The organism is Pseudoalteromonas sp. T1lg122, assembly GCF_002964825.1.
Classification (GTDB): domain Bacteria; phylum Pseudomonadota; class Gammaproteobacteria; order Enterobacterales; family Alteromonadaceae; genus Pseudoalteromonas; species Pseudoalteromonas gelatinilytica.
Genome location: NZ_PQCG01000034.1, coordinates 351366 through 366698, shown reverse-complemented (window position 1 = coordinate 366698; position 15333 = coordinate 351366). Strand labels below are relative to the sequence as shown.

Sequence of the window (15333 nt, the reverse complement as noted above, 5' to 3'; positions counted from 1 at the left end):
TGCTGGCATTTTTTATATCTTTAAGCGAATTGGTATTAATCCCCAAACACACTCATTTGGTCATTAGACCAACTTAATGCATCGTGGTAAGCGTCTGGTACTTCTTCAGGCTTAAGACCCAACTGCTGTTGGATTTCTTTCGCTTTTTCCCAATCTGCTTGCTCATAAAATTTTACAAGGTTTAGATAGGTAGCGAGTAAGCCTTCACCTTTAAGCAGCGCATCTTTTATTTCGACGGTTAGCGGTAGCTTATTCATTACGCTTGGCATGTCTTCATCTAAGATAGCATCCATCAACGACATCATACCCGTTAAGAATGCCATACCTGTATCTCGCAATTTGCCGTGGCTGATTGCGAGTAATTCAGCAAACCGAGCACGGGTTAACGAAAGGCGAATAAGCTCAGCAGGTTTATCCGCTGAAACTTGAGCTGCAAATAGCAGTGACAAGAAACGTTTAATTTCTTCACTACCTAATACGATAAGTGCTTGTTTAATAGTGCTGATTTCAGCGCGACGTTTAAAGGCCGCTGAGTTTGAGTAGCGTAGCAACTTATAAGACAAGTTAACGTCACGTTCAAACACCTCAGTGATTTTTCTGAGGTTTAAATCAATACTCGATGTTTCGTATAGAAGCTCGGCAAGAGCCATCTCAGAAGGTGGTAAAGTTTTACTTTGTACCATCTCAGGTTTCGAAAAGAAAAAGCCTTGAAAGTAGCTAAAGCCCATTTCTAGAGCCAGCTGATATTTCTCGTATGTTTCCACTTTTTCGGCAAGCAACTTGATATGCGGATGAGGTTTGATTGCCTCAATAACCGCTTCAATTGACTCTTGATCGCAGGTTAAAAAGTCAATTTTGATCATATCGATATACGGATAAAAATGACGCCATACAGGTTGGTGTATGTAATCATCAAGTGCCAGTGTATAGCCTCGCTCTTTTAGATCTTTAACCAGCGCAAGTAAACGTTTACCAGGTTGAATAGTTTCAAGAATTTCGACAACGACTTGTTCTTTACCCAATAAAAGTGGGTAGCCTTTTTGGAGTGTCTCTAAAGTGAAATTAATGTACGCTGGTTTGTTATCCGTTAAATCTTCTAAACCAAAATTGAACTGACTACCTTCAATGAGTCGTGATGTTGCTTCATCGCCATCAATGTCTGGAAACACGTTATCTACGCCATCCCTAAACAGGAGTTCGTAGCCGACAAGTTTCTTTTCCTTATCTAAAATAGGTTGGCGTGCAGCGTAAAAATACATAGTCCTAGCATGTCCACTTCGGTTAATTCATTTATCCATGAGCAATATATGCCATTGTGCCTGAAATAGCATTAATTAAATGCGCGTATTTGAGGATAAATACTGATTTTGTTTTGATCTTAAGACTAGGATAAATTGTGATGAAATTCTATAACTTGCGATTAAATATCACATTTTTGTTATGAAAAGGTTGTAATTCTGTGCCATGTCACTCAACGGCTTGATTGGAGTTGTAGGGGGGAAGCGTGTTATAGTCATGGGTGATATCGGTTTTTACCCCAATAATGTCTTTAAATTAAATAACTTGCGAGTCATTATTCGGATTAAAAGCCAACATTAATCAATTATTGGAGGCTAATTTGGAAACAGGAATGATAATTTCGTTAGCATTGTACTTCATCGTTATGCTGGGGATTGGGCTATATGCTTATAAGCAATCCACAGATGATGTATCAGGTTATATGCTAGGTGGTCGTAATTTATCACCAAGTGTTGCAGCGCTTTCAGCTGGCGCGTCAGATATGAGTGGTTGGTTGCTGATGGGCCTACCTGGTGCAATGTACTTGTTTGGTTTAAGCAAAGTTTGGATTGCTATAGGTCTCGTATTAGGTGCTTGGGCTAACTACTTTTTAGTTGCACCTCGATTACGTGTGTACACAGAAAAAGCAAATGACTCAATCACCATTCCAGATTACTTCGCTAACCGCTTTGATGATAATAAAAATATACTGCGTGTTATTTCTGCGATTGTAATCATCGTTTTCTTTACCTTGTATACCTCATCAGGCGTTGTTGCTGGCGGCAAGTTATTCGAAAATTCATTTAATATGAGTTACGAGATGGGTCTGTACATTACAACGGGTGTTGTTGTTATTTACACCTTGTTTGGTGGCTTCTTAGCAGTGAGCCTTACTGACTTTGTACAAGGCTGTATCATGTTTATCTCGCTACTGGCAGTGCCGATTGCAACCTATACCATGCTTGATCAACCGTTTATGGATACCTTAGCAAATGCACGTTATGACTTACTGTTAAGTTCACCGAAAGACACTGAGATCCATGCCCTGAATATGATGGATTGGTTTGCCGGTGGCTCAACGATCGCCATTATCTCTGCTATGGCATGGGGCCTTGGTTATTTTGGTCAACCACACATTATTGTGCGTTTTATGTCGGTACGTTCTGTAAAAGATATGCCAACTATGCGTCGTGTGGGTATGTCGTGGATGACACTTTCAGCAATTGGTGCTGTATTAACAGGTCTTTTTGGTGCGGCATATATGCTTGAGAACCAAATGCCAATTGATGATAAAGAAACCATTTTCTTAGTGTTGTCTGAGCTAATCTTCCATCCTTTGATTGCAGGCTTCTTATTAGCAGCAATTTTAGCCGCCATTATGAGTACCATCTCGTCGCAGTTATTGGTGTGTTCAAGCTCACTTACAGAAGATTTTTATAAAATCTATTTAAACCGTAATGCATCGCAAAAAGAGCTTGTTTTAGTCGGCCGTATCAGCGTAATGCTGGTAGCAATTCTTGCTATTTACCTCGCTTATGACCGTGATAGCTCGATTCTTGATTTGGTTAGTAATGCTTGGGCAGGTTTCGGTGCTGCATTTGGCCCATTAGTGCTGCTTAGTCTTTACTGGAAACGTATGAACTTGCAAGGTGCGATTAGTGGTATGGTGGTCGGTGCTGCAACAGTCCTGTTTTGGATTTATGCGCCAATTACTATTAATGGTCAAACGCTGAGTGCACTCCTTTATGAGATTGTCCCGGGCTTTGTTTTATCGACTATTGCGATTGTCGTAGTGAGCCTGATGACGGCTGAGCCGAAAAAAGAAATTACAGATTTATTTGATGAGGTAGAATCATCACTGTAATTTTTGATTGAGTACAAAAAAGGGCAACTGATGTTGCCCTTTTTTATGATCTAAATTTGCTTTTAGCTAGCCGCTTTTTCTTTTATATCTGATACGTTATCTGCAGATTTTGCTTTTTTAGGTTTCGGCTCTACTTCTTTAGCGCCTTTAAGCACCGCCATAAACTGATCTTTTTCTTTTGCCATTTCAAGTGCCAGCGATTCAATTTGTTGTTCGCTTAATGGTACATCAACTTTTTCAAGCATTAGTTCTAATGACTCAGCAATGTCGAGCATTTTGTCATACGCATCAGCTTCTTTTTTAGTAGTAAACGTCATGCGCTCGACTCCGTTTCTTTCTACAACATATTTAACAACAACAGCCATGATTTCTCCTGCATTTAAGCGTGGCATTTGCAGCGTAAAATCGCCACCTTGATTACTGTTTTTATATACAGTAATGCTTCGCGCTTTACTTTGCAAGTAGCAAGCGAAAATATTTATTCAGCAAATTTGACAATAATAGGGACATTAGCTTTATTTAAAATGTTACCCAAAGTTAAACACAAGCGATGGAGTGAGTGTTGGGTAACAGCTAACTATCTGTCCAAGATGGACATCATGGAGGAAATTATGAAACTACTATCAAGTATTTTACTTGCCACTAGTCTTGCATTACTGCCAACGACACAGGCATCAGCCGAAACACCAACCGAAGCTACACAAGTTAAAATGCAAAAGCTGAGTATTAATAAAGCCAGCATTGAGCAGTTAACTCAGTTACCAGGAATCGGTGAATCAAAAGCGAAGGCGATTGTTGAACATCGTACTAAGCAAGGTCCGTTTAAATCGGTTGAACAATTAAAAGAAGTAAAAGGAATTGGCGATAAGCTATTTGCTAAACTTGAGGGAAAAATTACATTATAAACAGCAGGCTACACACCTAAACAGGGCGTTATTCGCCCTGTTTAAATTCATCGATAGCTTTGTCTAAATGCGCTAACGCGAACATGTTTTCGACAGGTGTTGTGATAAGGGGGTAACTTAAACCTGCTAACAACAACCAAGGGATGAGCATCCAGCCTTCAAAGTAAGCTAAACCTAAAAATAATGGTGCTAAAAAGGCAAGCTTGCACACCGATAAAATAATTTTTTTGCTCGGGCTTAAATGAGCCAAAGCAAGGGCAATAATTTGCTGACGTTGCCTTACTTTAAATGCTTTTAAAGCGGGGATTTGACTAGTAAAAAAATAAATCATTACAGCGACTTTTTGCTCACTAAACGGCTAACTACTACGGCTATAAATACCACTGAAAACGCCGCAAAAATAACTTCCATCCAGGCTGGCATACTCATAGAAGCAAACTGCCAATCGATATTGCCGCAATCACCTGTGGCTGCAAAGAAGCTAGGGATCCACTCATGCAGTGGCATAAAGCTTGGGAAGTTAGGTTCAAATGCACAACTAAATGCAAAAGGGTCTGTATTGTTTTGCATTGCAATATGTTCTTTAGCAATAAAGTAACCCCAAATTGCAGAGACGCCCCAAGTGGCAAATGCAACGAGTCGAAGAACCATATTTTGTGGGTTAATCGCACCGATAACACCCGCAGCAAGTAAGCCTAGAACAGCAGTACGTTGATAAATACACATAATGCAGGGTTCAAGCCCCATGTTGTATTGGAAAAATAACGCGGTGACTTCGAAAGCGAGGGAGATAAAGGCTAATAATAACCAAGGTGTTCTTTTAGTTGCTAATTCTGCTAACCAATTCATGAAAGATCCAATGTCTAATTGTTTTCAAGATTATGCTTAGACAGGGCAGTGGGTGCAAGTATCTAAGATGAAATTATATGAAAAAGGAGCCAACCTGCTCCTTTTCATTCATCTTATCTAGGCTGCTTATTACACACTAACAGCTTGCAAAGACTCGCTTTGATAACAGCCTAATACACGTGTGTACTGGGTGTGTTCTTTTAGTTCTTCAAGGGCTTGCTTAACGTGTAAGTCATCAAGGTTTGCTTCAAGGTCAACATAAAACACTTCTTCCCATGGGTTACCTGGAACTGGGCGAGATTCTAATTTTACTAGATTGATTTGATGATGCTTAAAGATCATTAAGGCATCAGCCAACGAACCTGCTTGTTGTTTGGTGGCCATAATTAAACTGGTTTTAGTTGGAATTTGCTTTGATACTTGCAGCGGTTTACGCGCGACAACAATGAAGCGGCTGTGGTTTTCGCTTTGGTTTGCAAGGCCTGACTTAACGACTTCTAATCCAACGTTTTTACCTGCTTGCGCTGAACCGATAGCGGCGCTATTTGCAGTTTCTACCGCTGATTGTAATGCATGGAAAGTTGAATCACAGGTTTCATGTTGAATATCACCTAAACCCTGAATGAAGCGGCTACATTGAGCAAATGGCTGTGGGTGAGCAAAGATTTTATTAATATGAGAAAGCTCAGTCCCTGGCATTGCTAATAAACAGTGTTCAACGCTGTGAGTTACTTCACCAACGATTGAAACTTGCGCATGTTGTAATAAATCGAAAACTTCATTGATACTTCCTGAGCTGGTGTTTTCAATTGGTAGTAAGCCAAAATCAGCTTGGCCACTTTCAACCTTACCAGTGATTTGTTCAAAGCTTGAGCAGCCCATTTCAATGACTTTTCCAGGGCGGCGGCTGAAATATTTATGACAGGCTAATTGGCTATAAGAGCCTTGACCACCTAAATAAGCAACGCGGTGCGTTTCGCTCATTGCTTCTGGGTTAAGATTCTTTTGTAGCATGGCTTGTTGGTTTAAAACCGAATCTTCAAGAATGGTTTGGAACACATTATTAATGTAGTACGCATCCAGTCCTAGCGACTTACCATAATTGATAAGCTTTTCGAGTAATGCTTGTTCGCGAGCTTCATCGCGGATTGGTTTGTTATTAGCAATTTTATATTCAACTACGCTGTGGCTAATACGGCGTCTTTTAGCCAGTAACACCAGTAAGTCGGAATCTATTTCATTAATATCGTGTCGTAACGCATTTAATGTATCAATGCTCATGTTGGTTTCCTCATTCCAAAACAGTGCACAAACAAAAAAGCCTCCCAAGTGGGAGGCTTTAGCTATTCGGTGAATTTATCTCGCAAACAGTTAAGCCTCCTCTATCTAAAGAAGCTAAAAAACGAAAAGTAAGTGCGAGAGATAATTTGTTTCATTGGATTAATGTAAAAACCTTGTACGTAAAGTCAACCGCCGATCGCAGCTAATTTAGAAAACATAGGTGTTTACTCAGAAAATTCATTTATATTTATAAAAAATTTATAAATATAAAAATGATTCTGGTATATTTGTTTTTGCACAATAAATAATAACAATTATTAATAAGGTAGTCCTGTGGTGTATCGACGACCGCCATCACGTTTTGGTGTGAATTCATTAAGTATGAAATTGTCGCTGCTGATCTCTGCGATCTGTTTGATTGCGGGTATATGTGCTGCGGCTTTAATGCTTAAATCTGAAGAAAAACAGCTTGTTTTTGAAGAGCATGAGCTTTTAAAGCACTCTAGTGAACGCTTGAGTCGTCAGTTTAACCGCTTGATTGAAACCAAAATCAATATTGCTGAGCAGGCGAATAACGTTGTAAGCAGCCAACTCCTTCACAACGAATCGCATTTACAAAGTAAACGCAGCGCAGAACTCAAATTTGCCCTCGATGGCAGTATTCGTAGTACCTCAGAAGATGGCTTATCGGCTGCGTTTCTCCCTCAAGATAAATATTCTGAATTTTATAAACAGCTTATAAACGATTCTGAGTCACTCTGGAAAATTGTTTCACCGACCTTAATTCAAGATTTCTTTAATTTTTACCTTGTCACCAAAGATAACTTTATTCGTATCGCACCACCTAACTGGGCACTCAATGTACCTGGTAGTTTTGATTTTACCAAAGGCGAGACATTTAATTATGCTCAAGCGGCGACTAACCCAAGTCGAGAAGCGGTGTGGTCAAAAGTGTATTACGACACTATTTGGCATAAGTGGGTGGTTAGTGTGCTTGTGCCAATCTATCTTGATAACGAATTTTTTGGTGTCACGGGCAGTGATATCGCGCTTGAAACCTTATTGGCACAGCTGCCAATTGGCGACCGTGAGCAGCATTTGTTGGTGTTCGATGCAAAAGGTCAGCTATTAGCTCACCCAGATTTAGATAAAACAACGCTTGAGCAATATGGTCGTGAAGGTAAAAAATTACTCACCGAAGATTTTGTAAACCCTGATCTGCAAAAACTCGTGTCTGAAACCATTCGTTTAAAGTTACCTGAGTCGGCAAATTCATTCGTGCAAGATGGTGAAACCCACATTATCAATATCCGTAAAGTGGAAAACCTCAATTGGTATATTGGTATCTATAAAAAGCGCTCGTCGGCACTTTCGGCCCTTGAAGAGCTAAAAGTAAAATTCTTCGGCTTGTTTATCTTGTACGCTATTTTAGTTGCCTTGTTATTGCATCAAGCACTTTATCAACTGGTACTACGTCGTATTCATTCATTGGTTAATGCCGTAGTTAGTTTTGGCAAAGGGCAATTACAAACTGAGTTTCCAAAGGCCAATAAAGATGAAATTGGCACGCTAAATGGCTCATTTAGAGATATGGCTATTGAAATTCGAAAGTTGATTGATGGCTTGAACCAGCGCATTAGTGAAAAAGAAATTGCTGAAAAAGCGGCGAATCGCTTATCTAAAGCTGTGGCTTTCTCTGGCACCGGTGTGGTGATCACCAATCAAGATTTTGAGATCAAATACGTGAACCCGAAAATGGTTGAAATGACCGGTTTTGAGGAGCGTCACTTTATTGGCTCACCATTGATGAACATTATCTCGCAGGAAATGGCGATTTTGGTCGATGACATTGATATCGACTTACGCAGCCGAAATTACTGGCGCGGGGATACCTTATTACAAGCCAATGAACGTCAATCTGTTTGGGTTTCGCTAAGTATTTCACCAATTCGTGAAGATGGTGGTGAGATCACCAGTTACGTGGCATCAGCTCAAGATATTTCGTTCGTAAAAGAAAGTCAGCGTAAGATGGAGCAACTGGCTTACTTTGATACCTTAACTGGGCTTGCTAACCGAACTTTCTTCAGAATGCAGCTGCGTAAATCAATGGCACTTGCTGAACGTGGTCATTATGCATTTGCTTTATTCTATTTTGACTTAGATGAATTTAAACGTATCAACGATACGCTAGGGCATGATGCAGGCGATCAATTGTTAGTTGAAGTAGCCAACCGTTTGAAAAAGCGTTTGCGTACCGAAGATACAATAGCGCGGTTAGGCGGCGATGAATTCGCGGTCCTGTTAAGCGGTATTGAGCATCAAACTCATGCTATGGAAGTGGCGAATACGATTCAGCGCACGCTTAATGAACCAATCAAATTAGGCAACAATGAAGTGATCATCAGTGCCAGTATTGGTATCACGATGGCACCGTTTGATAGCCAAGAAGAAGATCAGCTACTTAAACATGCTGACCTTGCTATGTATGAAGCAAAAGCGAAAGGGCGCAATACCTTCCACTTCTATAGCCAAGAACTTAATGCCGCAGCAAACGAGCGCTTATTTATTGAAAATGAGTTACGTACGGGTATCCGCGAAGGGCAGTTTAGAGTTTATTATCAACCACAAGTTGATTGTCGCAATAATCAGGTCGTTGGCTACGAAGCGCTTATTCGCTGGTTCCACCCAAATGAAGGGATGATCCCACCGACTAAGTTTATTCCTATTGCTGAAGCAACCGGCTTAATTGTTGAGTTAGGTGCGTGGATCTTGCAAGAAGCGTGTGAGTTTGCAGCGCGTCTAGCAAGCCAAGACTTAAAGAATAATATTTCAATCAATCTATCGGCACGTCAATTTAAAGATGCGAACTTGGTGTCGACACTTGATAAAATCATCAAGCAAACCGGGGTTGAGCCTAAGCGCTTACACCTTGAATTAACTGAAAGTATGCTAATGGGGCATGTTGAAGCTGCGATTTTACAACTGCATCAGTTAAAAGCGTTGGGCGTATCAATTTCAATTGATGACTTTGGTACTGGCTACTCGTCACTGAGTTACCTAAAACGTTTCCCTGTTGATATTTTGAAAGTTGACCGCTCGTTTGTGAAAGATATTCCACAAGACAGTAATGATATGGAAATTACCGCTGCGATTATTGCTATGGCACAAAAGCTGAAGCTTAATGTTGTTGCTGAAGGGGTAGAAACCATTGAGCAGATTGAGTTTTTACAAAACAATAATTGCTATATCGTGCAGGGTTTCTATTACAGCCCACCGGTGTCTGAAGATGAACTGCCAGCGCTATTTGAGCGCTTAAAATTAAAGAACTAAAAAGGGGGGGCGATTAGCCCCCTGCAATTTTTACTTTAAATTTTAACCCTTCGAGAATCGCTTTTAACTTATCCCTGTCATCACCCTGAACCTCGATGATACCTTCTTTGACTGCACCACCTTGGCCCATTTTACTTTTAATGGTTTTGGCTAATTTTTTTAAGTCGTGCTGCTCGCTGTCGATACCAACAACTAACATCACGCCCTTACCTTTGCGTCCTTTGGTTTGACGTTCAATGCGTAAAAAGCCGTCTTTAAAAACTTTACCTTGGCTTGGTTTACTTTCTTTAGGTTGCTCAATGCGACCCGTTGCAGTTGAATAAACTAGATTGTTATCGCTCATGGTAGATCTCGTTATAGAAGCTTGGCTAAATGATAACAAATTTCATCCTAAGTGTTTTAATTTTTGGCTTATTTGTTTTAAGCGGTTATATTTAGTTAAGTATCAGGAAAGATTTGTTTATTAGGAGTTTATTATGAGTTTAACGCGCAGCACTTCTGCTGATGGCGCTATATTAACTGTACAAATCAAAGGAAAATTTGATTTTAATTTGGTGCAATCTTTTCGTCAGGCGTATGCCGATCTCAACGACAATATCGATAAAGTGGTTATAGACCTTAGAGAAACAGATTACATGGACAGCTCAGCGTTAGGCATGTTGCTGAACATGAAAAAAAACCTAACAGGCAAGGTTGAAACAATTCAAATTAGTAACTGCCAACCGCAACTGAAAAAAATCCTGCAAATCTCACGTTTTGATAAAAAGTTCGATATTGATTGATGCTTAATATTCTGGTTGTAGACGATCTTGCCTTAAATCGTCGCTTATTAACCGTGATGTTAGAGCAGCAGGGCTACCGTGTTTATACCGCTGAGAACGGTCTTGTTGCTTTAAATCTGCTCGAAGAACACACCATTGATATTGTGTTACTCGATGTCATTATGCCTGTGATGGACGGCTTTGAAACCGCAGCGATTATCAAAGAGCGCTTTAGCCAAGTTTACTTACCGATTATTTTTATTACCTCATTAGAAGACGAAGCGAGCTTTGAGCGTTGTTTAGCGGTTGGTGGTGATGACTTTTTGCATAAGCCGTTTCAAGAAGTGATTCTTAACGCGAAAATTAAAGCGCATAGCCGGATCCGTAATTTAAGCCAAAAGGCAAGAGAGCAAAATCTACAACTTGAATATCATCAAAATCAAGTCGAACGCGAACATGAAATTGTCGAACATATTTTTAATAATGCTCTTGAGAACCAACAATCTTTTCCTAAGCATTTAGATTTTCATTTATCGCCTGCGGCTATGTTTAATGGCGATATGTTTTTGGTCGCACAAAGCCCATTAGGTAGCTTATATTGCATGCTTGGTGATTTTACTGGTCATGGTTTAGCCGCTGCTGTCGGAGCTCTCCCTGCTTCAAGAGTATTTTATACCATGGTGAGTAAGGGCATGTCGGTGAGTGATATTGCCGCAGAAATCAATTCAGTATTAGGTAAGTTATTACCAGGCCACATGTTTTGTGCTGCAACCATCATAGAGCTTAGCAGTACCGGAAAAAGTATCTCGGCATGGCTAGGGGGCTTACCCGATACCTATATCATCAATCAAAGCGGTGAAGTTATTCGTACCCTTGAATCTCAACATATGGCACTGGGTATTTTAGAAGAAGATGAATTCGAACGTGCACTTATTCACATTGAAGTAGAAGACACATGCCGTATTGTCATGGCAACCGATGGTATCATTGAAACGACTAGTCCACATGACGAGTACTTTGGTGAGCATCGCTTTAAAAAAGTGCTAGCCTCAAAACCTGCTATTTCTACTGAGCAAGTACTTGAACGAGTCAATAAATTTGCCCGTGGTAGTAAACAACAAGACGACTTGAGCCTCGTATTATTAAATTGCTTACCAATGCGCGAGCCTGAGCAAAAATCAGAGCCGCTATCCGCATTACCTTTTAATTTTTCATTGAGCCTGAACTCAAAGCAAATCAAAAGTACCGATCCGGTGCTGGAAGTTGTTGATGTAATAAGCAAAGTAGCAGGGTTAAATGCACATCGTGCTAATATTTTTTTGATACTCTCAGAAGCGTATAACAACGCTTTAGATCATGGGGTGTTAGGTCTCGACTCAGAGGTCAAAAATCAGGAAGATGGCTTTTTAATTTATTATCAACAACGTGAAGAGGCACTCGCAAATTTAACCGATGCCTTAATCATTATTGATATTCGTTATTGCCCAGAAGAACTTGCTTTATATTTTACTGTTTGCGACTCAGGAAATGGTTTTAGTAAAGAACAGGCAAATCAACAAAGCCTTGCAAGAGAGCATGGTAGAGGCTTGTGCTTGCTTGGGGAAGTAGCTTCAAAAGTGACCTTCAATAGTGCAGGCAACCAAGTCGAAATTTATTATCAATTAACAGCAAGCAGTACTAGCTCACACTAAAATCGCATGTTATCATTCTGGCATTATAGATGTTTGGATGGCTAAATGATTTCTAACTACTTATCGACAGCTCAGCTTAAATTACCAGAAAATTTGGTTGCTGAGCAATTATCAAACCTTGAACATTATCTTGCAGAGTCAGCTTTACCAGCAGTGCGTTGGGAGTATCAAATTCCTGAGCTAGGCGAGGGTGGTGCATGTAGCTTATTTGGTTACTTACAAGATGAACCATTCAAATTAAACGAGTATGTTGCTGCTGATACAACGAATACAGAAAAGTTAGCGAAGCTTCAGCAAATTATCGATTTTGTTGTTGCTCAGACTCACGTTGATTGGTTCGGCATTTATCAAGCAACAGAGACAGAGGAAGGTCGTCAGTTACTAAAATTGGTTTATCACGGTGCACCGAGTCGTCCTTTATTCCCGCTTACTGAAGCGTTTGCTAAAGGCAGTAACAATGTTCAAGTTGCGCTTTCTAAGCAAGGCCGCGTGATTAATAACGTAGCCGATTACCTTGCACAAGGTGGTGAGTATTATACCTGCGATCCTAAAGTGAAAGCAGAGACGTGCTTACCACTGTTGTCAGACAAAAATGAATGCTTAGGTATTATAGATGCAGAAGCATTTAATAATGATTTCTTTGATCAGCAAACCCTTGCATTACTTGTGGCTTGTTGTATTAAAATTCCTCAACTCTTGGTCTAATTTAACTAGTAATCAGGCTGGGTTTTTATGTTAAGCTAGTGGCAACGCTAACCCCTATAAAAAGAGATAGTCAATGTTCTCAGAATTAAAACCATTACCAACAGATCCTATTCTTGGCCTAATGGCGGCCTTTAAACAAGATACAAACCCAAAGAAAATCGATTTGGGTGTAGGTGTTTATAAGGATGAGCAAGGCAATACGCCGGTATTAAAAGCGGTTAAAAAAGCGGAAGCGTTTCGTTTAGAAAACGAAACCAGTAAATCGTACATTGGCTTGGCAGGTAACCTAGATTACTGTCAAAAAATGGAAAACTTATTACTGGGTGAGCATCCAGCACTTTTAGCTAACCGTGTTCGCACTGCACAAGCACCAGGTGGTACAGGTGCATTACGTGTTGCAGCTGAATTCATCAAGCGTTGCAACAAAGATGCGACTGTATGGGTAACTACGCCAACGTGGGCAAACCACATTAGCTTATTTGAAGCGGCAGGCTTAACAGTAAAAGAATACCCTTACTACGATTACGAAAATAAAGACCTTTTATTTGATGACATGATTAACACCCTTAAGCAAGTACCTAAAGGTGATGTTGTGTTATTCCACGCATGTTGTCATAACCCAAGCGGTATGGATTTAAACGCTGAGCAATGGAGCACAGTTGCTGATCTTGCTGTTGAAGTTGGTTTCACGCCACTGGTTGATATTGCTTACCAAGGTTTTGGTTCAAGCCTTGAAGAAGACGCAGCGGGTCTTCGTAAATTAGCAGCAGCGGTTGATGAGTTAATCATCTGTTCTTCTTGCTCGAAAAACTTCGGTTTATACCGCGAGCGTATCGGTGCATGTTCAATCATTGCTAAAGATGCAGCAACTGCTGATATCTCTAACTCAGTATTATTAAGCGTTGTACGTAGCATCTACTCAATGCCGCCTGCACACGGTGCTGACATTGTTAGCACTATTTTAGGCAGCACTGAGCTGACGCAAATGTGGCATGACGAGCTTGATGAAATGCGTAACCGTATTAATGGTTTACGTACTTTAATCAAAGAAAGCTTAGCAGCAAAAGGCATTGACCAAGATTTCTCATTTATTGACCGTCAAAATGGTATGTTCTCATTCCTAGGTATTAATAAAGAGCAAATCGAACGCTTACAAAAAGAGTACTCAATCTACATTGTTGGTTCTAGCCGTGTAAACGTAGCGGGTATCAGTGATGCAAACATTGATTACTTTGCAAATGCAGTAGCAGACGTTTGTAAGTAACCTGCTTTATAGCGATAAAAAAACCGCAGTGACTGCGGTTTTTTTATGCCTGTATTATTACGGGTTGCTATTAATGCAGCCAGCGAATGGCATCATTGATCATACTGTTGTAGCTATCAAGCGGAGCGCCAATACTCGCTATTAAGATAGTATCCGCTCGCTCACCGCGGTTGATGTGACCCGCGAAACGCTCATCATTGAAATCGTCAGAGCCGGTACCAAATGGTTGCTCGTCAGAAGGCACAATGAATACCGTCATCGGGCCAAAATCAGACTCAAACACCAAGTGCAGACCTTTTTTGCCTTGAAAGTCACAAAACATTAAATAAGTTACTTTACCTGGTAGCTCATCTAAATGTCCGCCAATGGTGGCAAACTTTTCGTTCACATAGGCAAGGTCTATTGCTTCATGTTTATCTAGCGAGCCAATCTCATGGTAAAGGTGCGCAAAAGCATGCTCACCGACACTGTATAACGTATGTTGTTTGTTAGTAACAAAGAACACACTAATTGCCACTAAAAACGACGCTGCAGCGGCTAAATACAGGCGATTAAAGGCAAAGCGCGACTTAGCCTCTATAATGGTGTCTAGCGGCTGCTCTGAAGGCGCGTCTTCAGCGTCATAAGTATTATCAATAATTCGCTTCGCTAAATTTTCAGGCACAGGAATGTTAAGTGCCTTGCTAAGATCATCGTCAAAGGCACGTACATCATCAATAAACGCCTGTTTATCTGTGTCCTGCTCGGCAAACGCTTCAAGTTCCTTATCAATAGTGCTTGGCTCGGCGAGGATGCGGCGGCGAAACTCGAGTTCATCCATTAATTTGATGCTCCTCTAAGTTGGTCATCATCACTGCTTAAAGCCTCTTTAAGCTGGTTTCTGGCACGGAAAAGTCGTGTCATGACAGTATTTTTATTTAAATCGAGGATCTGGGCGATTTCATCGCCAGAGCAACCCATTACCACTTGCAGCAGCAAGGGCTCTCGATACTCTTCAGATAACTTTCCAATTTGTCGTTGAATCACTGTTTGTTCCATTTCAGCATCAAGAGTTGTACTTTGTTCATCTACAAGGGTGTCGTTTTCAACATCGGCGTAATCAAATTGTTTACGTTCAAAGCGGCGTGCATTTTCACGGCGTAAAATCGTCAACAGCCAAGGTTTTACCGCTTGTTGATCTTGCAGTGAATCGAGGGCACGCCAAGCCCTCAGGAAGGTTTCCTGCACTAAGTCTTCAGCAATGTTCTGATCACGACACAACCAATATGCAAAGCGAAAAAGCTCACTGTGGTAGACATGAACCAGCGCTTCATATCGCTTTTGTTTTTCTGTCATAGTAACTAAGACCTGCCTATCAGAAAAAAACTTTCTGAAATTATTATTTTTTTCTTAAAAAAACGGCTAA

General features: G+C 40.5%; 14 protein-coding genes and 1 pseudogene. 7 read left to right on the top strand and 8 right to left on the bottom strand.

What is annotated here, in order from left to right; genetic code table 11:
* Window positions 1-35: 35 nt before the first annotated feature.
* Window positions 36-1259: an EAL and HDOD domain-containing protein gene (locus C2M33_RS19815; RefSeq protein ID WP_063706650.1), complete on the bottom strand. Its 1224-nt coding sequence runs from the start codon at window positions 1257-1259 to the stop codon at window positions 36-38.
* A 371-nt stretch (window positions 1260-1630) separates the two neighbouring features.
* Here C2M33_RS19815 and putP point away from each other — a divergent pair, with 371 nt between their 5' ends.
* Complete coding sequence (gene putP, locus C2M33_RS19810) at window positions 1631-3142, top strand: sodium/proline symporter PutP (RefSeq protein WP_105175233.1); 1512 nt, start codon at window positions 1631-1633, stop codon at window positions 3140-3142.
* Between the two features lie 62 nt (window positions 3143-3204).
* Here the strand turns inward: putP and C2M33_RS19805 are convergent, their stop codons facing one another.
* The gene (locus C2M33_RS19805; protein WP_063707201.1) at window positions 3205-3507 is read right to left on the bottom strand and encodes a YebG family protein; all 303 of its coding nucleotides are present in this window, start codon (window positions 3505-3507) and stop codon (window positions 3205-3207) included.
* A 246-nt stretch (window positions 3508-3753) separates the two neighbouring features.
* On the opposite strand from C2M33_RS19805, the gene C2M33_RS19800 reads away from it, so the two are divergent.
* Complete coding sequence (locus tag C2M33_RS19800) at window positions 3754-4047, top strand: ComEA family DNA-binding protein (RefSeq protein ID WP_105175232.1); 294 nt, start codon at window positions 3754-3756, stop codon at window positions 4045-4047.
* Window positions 4048-4075: 28 nt separating this feature from the next.
* Here the strand turns inward: C2M33_RS19800 and C2M33_RS19795 are convergent, their stop codons facing one another.
* The 3 genes from C2M33_RS19795 to C2M33_RS19785 form a co-directional block, all read right to left on the bottom strand.
* On the bottom strand, window positions 4076-4378 hold the full coding sequence (locus tag C2M33_RS19795) for a DUF6170 family protein (protein ID WP_105175231.1): 303 nt from the start codon (window positions 4376-4378) through the stop codon (window positions 4076-4078).
* Window positions 4378-4896 carry a disulfide bond formation protein DsbB gene (dsbB, locus tag C2M33_RS19790; protein ID WP_063706656.1) on the bottom strand — a complete coding sequence of 173 codons (519 nt, stop codon included), beginning with the start codon at window positions 4894-4896 and terminating at the stop codon, window positions 4378-4380. Before dsbB ends, C2M33_RS19795 begins: the two co-directional genes overlap by 1 nt.
* A 129-nt stretch (window positions 4897-5025) precedes the next feature.
* On the bottom strand, window positions 5026-6177 hold the full coding sequence (locus tag C2M33_RS19785; RefSeq protein WP_063706658.1) for a chorismate mutase: 1152 nt from the start codon (window positions 6175-6177) through the stop codon (window positions 5026-5028).
* A 333-nt stretch (window positions 6178-6510) separates the two neighbouring features.
* On the opposite strand from C2M33_RS19785, the gene C2M33_RS19780 reads away from it, so the two are divergent.
* Window positions 6511-9507, top strand: a complete 2997-nt coding sequence (locus tag C2M33_RS19780) for a bifunctional diguanylate cyclase/phosphodiesterase (protein WP_105175230.1) — start codon at window positions 6511-6513, stop codon at window positions 9505-9507.
* 13 nt (window positions 9508-9520) lie between these two features.
* Here C2M33_RS19780 and C2M33_RS19775 read toward each other — a convergent pair whose 3' ends face one another.
* A complete protein-coding gene (locus C2M33_RS19775) occupies window positions 9521-9850 on the bottom strand; it encodes a translation initiation factor SUI1 (RefSeq protein WP_063706660.1) in 330 nt (109 codons plus the stop codon).
* 133 nt (window positions 9851-9983) lie between these two features.
* On the opposite strand from C2M33_RS19775, the gene C2M33_RS19770 reads away from it, so the two are divergent.
* The 4 genes from C2M33_RS19770 (at window position 9984) to C2M33_RS19755 (ending at window position 13928) form a co-directional block, all read left to right on the top strand.
* Window positions 9984-10289, top strand: coding sequence for an STAS domain-containing protein (locus C2M33_RS19770; protein ID WP_054562148.1), 306 nt, complete (start codon window positions 9984-9986; stop codon window positions 10287-10289).
* Window positions 10289-11959 (top strand): ATP-binding SpoIIE family protein phosphatase, encoded by a 1671-nt coding sequence (locus C2M33_RS19765; protein WP_063706663.1) that lies wholly within the window; start codon window positions 10289-10291, stop codon window positions 11957-11959. The genes C2M33_RS19770 and C2M33_RS19765 overlap by 1 nt, the downstream gene beginning before the upstream one ends.
* Before the next feature lie 45 nt (window positions 11960-12004).
* Window positions 12005-12664 carry a GAF domain-containing protein gene (locus C2M33_RS19760; RefSeq protein ID WP_105175229.1) on the top strand — a complete coding sequence of 220 codons (660 nt, stop codon included), beginning with the start codon at window positions 12005-12007 and terminating at the stop codon, window positions 12662-12664.
* A 73-nt stretch (window positions 12665-12737) separates the two neighbouring features.
* Window positions 12738-13928 (top strand): amino acid aminotransferase, encoded by a 1191-nt coding sequence (locus tag C2M33_RS19755; protein ID WP_063706666.1) that lies wholly within the window; start codon window positions 12738-12740, stop codon window positions 13926-13928.
* A gap of 70 nt (window positions 13929-13998) precedes the next feature.
* Here C2M33_RS19755 and C2M33_RS19750 read toward each other — a convergent pair whose 3' ends face one another.
* Window positions 13999-14748, bottom strand: a complete 750-nt coding sequence (locus tag C2M33_RS19750; RefSeq protein WP_063706668.1) for a DUF3379 family protein — start codon at window positions 14746-14748, stop codon at window positions 13999-14001.
* Window positions 14748-15302: pseudogene (locus tag C2M33_RS19745) on the bottom strand (sigma-70 family RNA polymerase sigma factor); the annotation flags it as partial. The pseudogene C2M33_RS19745 and the gene C2M33_RS19750, both read right to left, overlap by 1 nt.
* Between the last annotated feature and the right edge of the window lie 31 nt (window positions 15303-15333).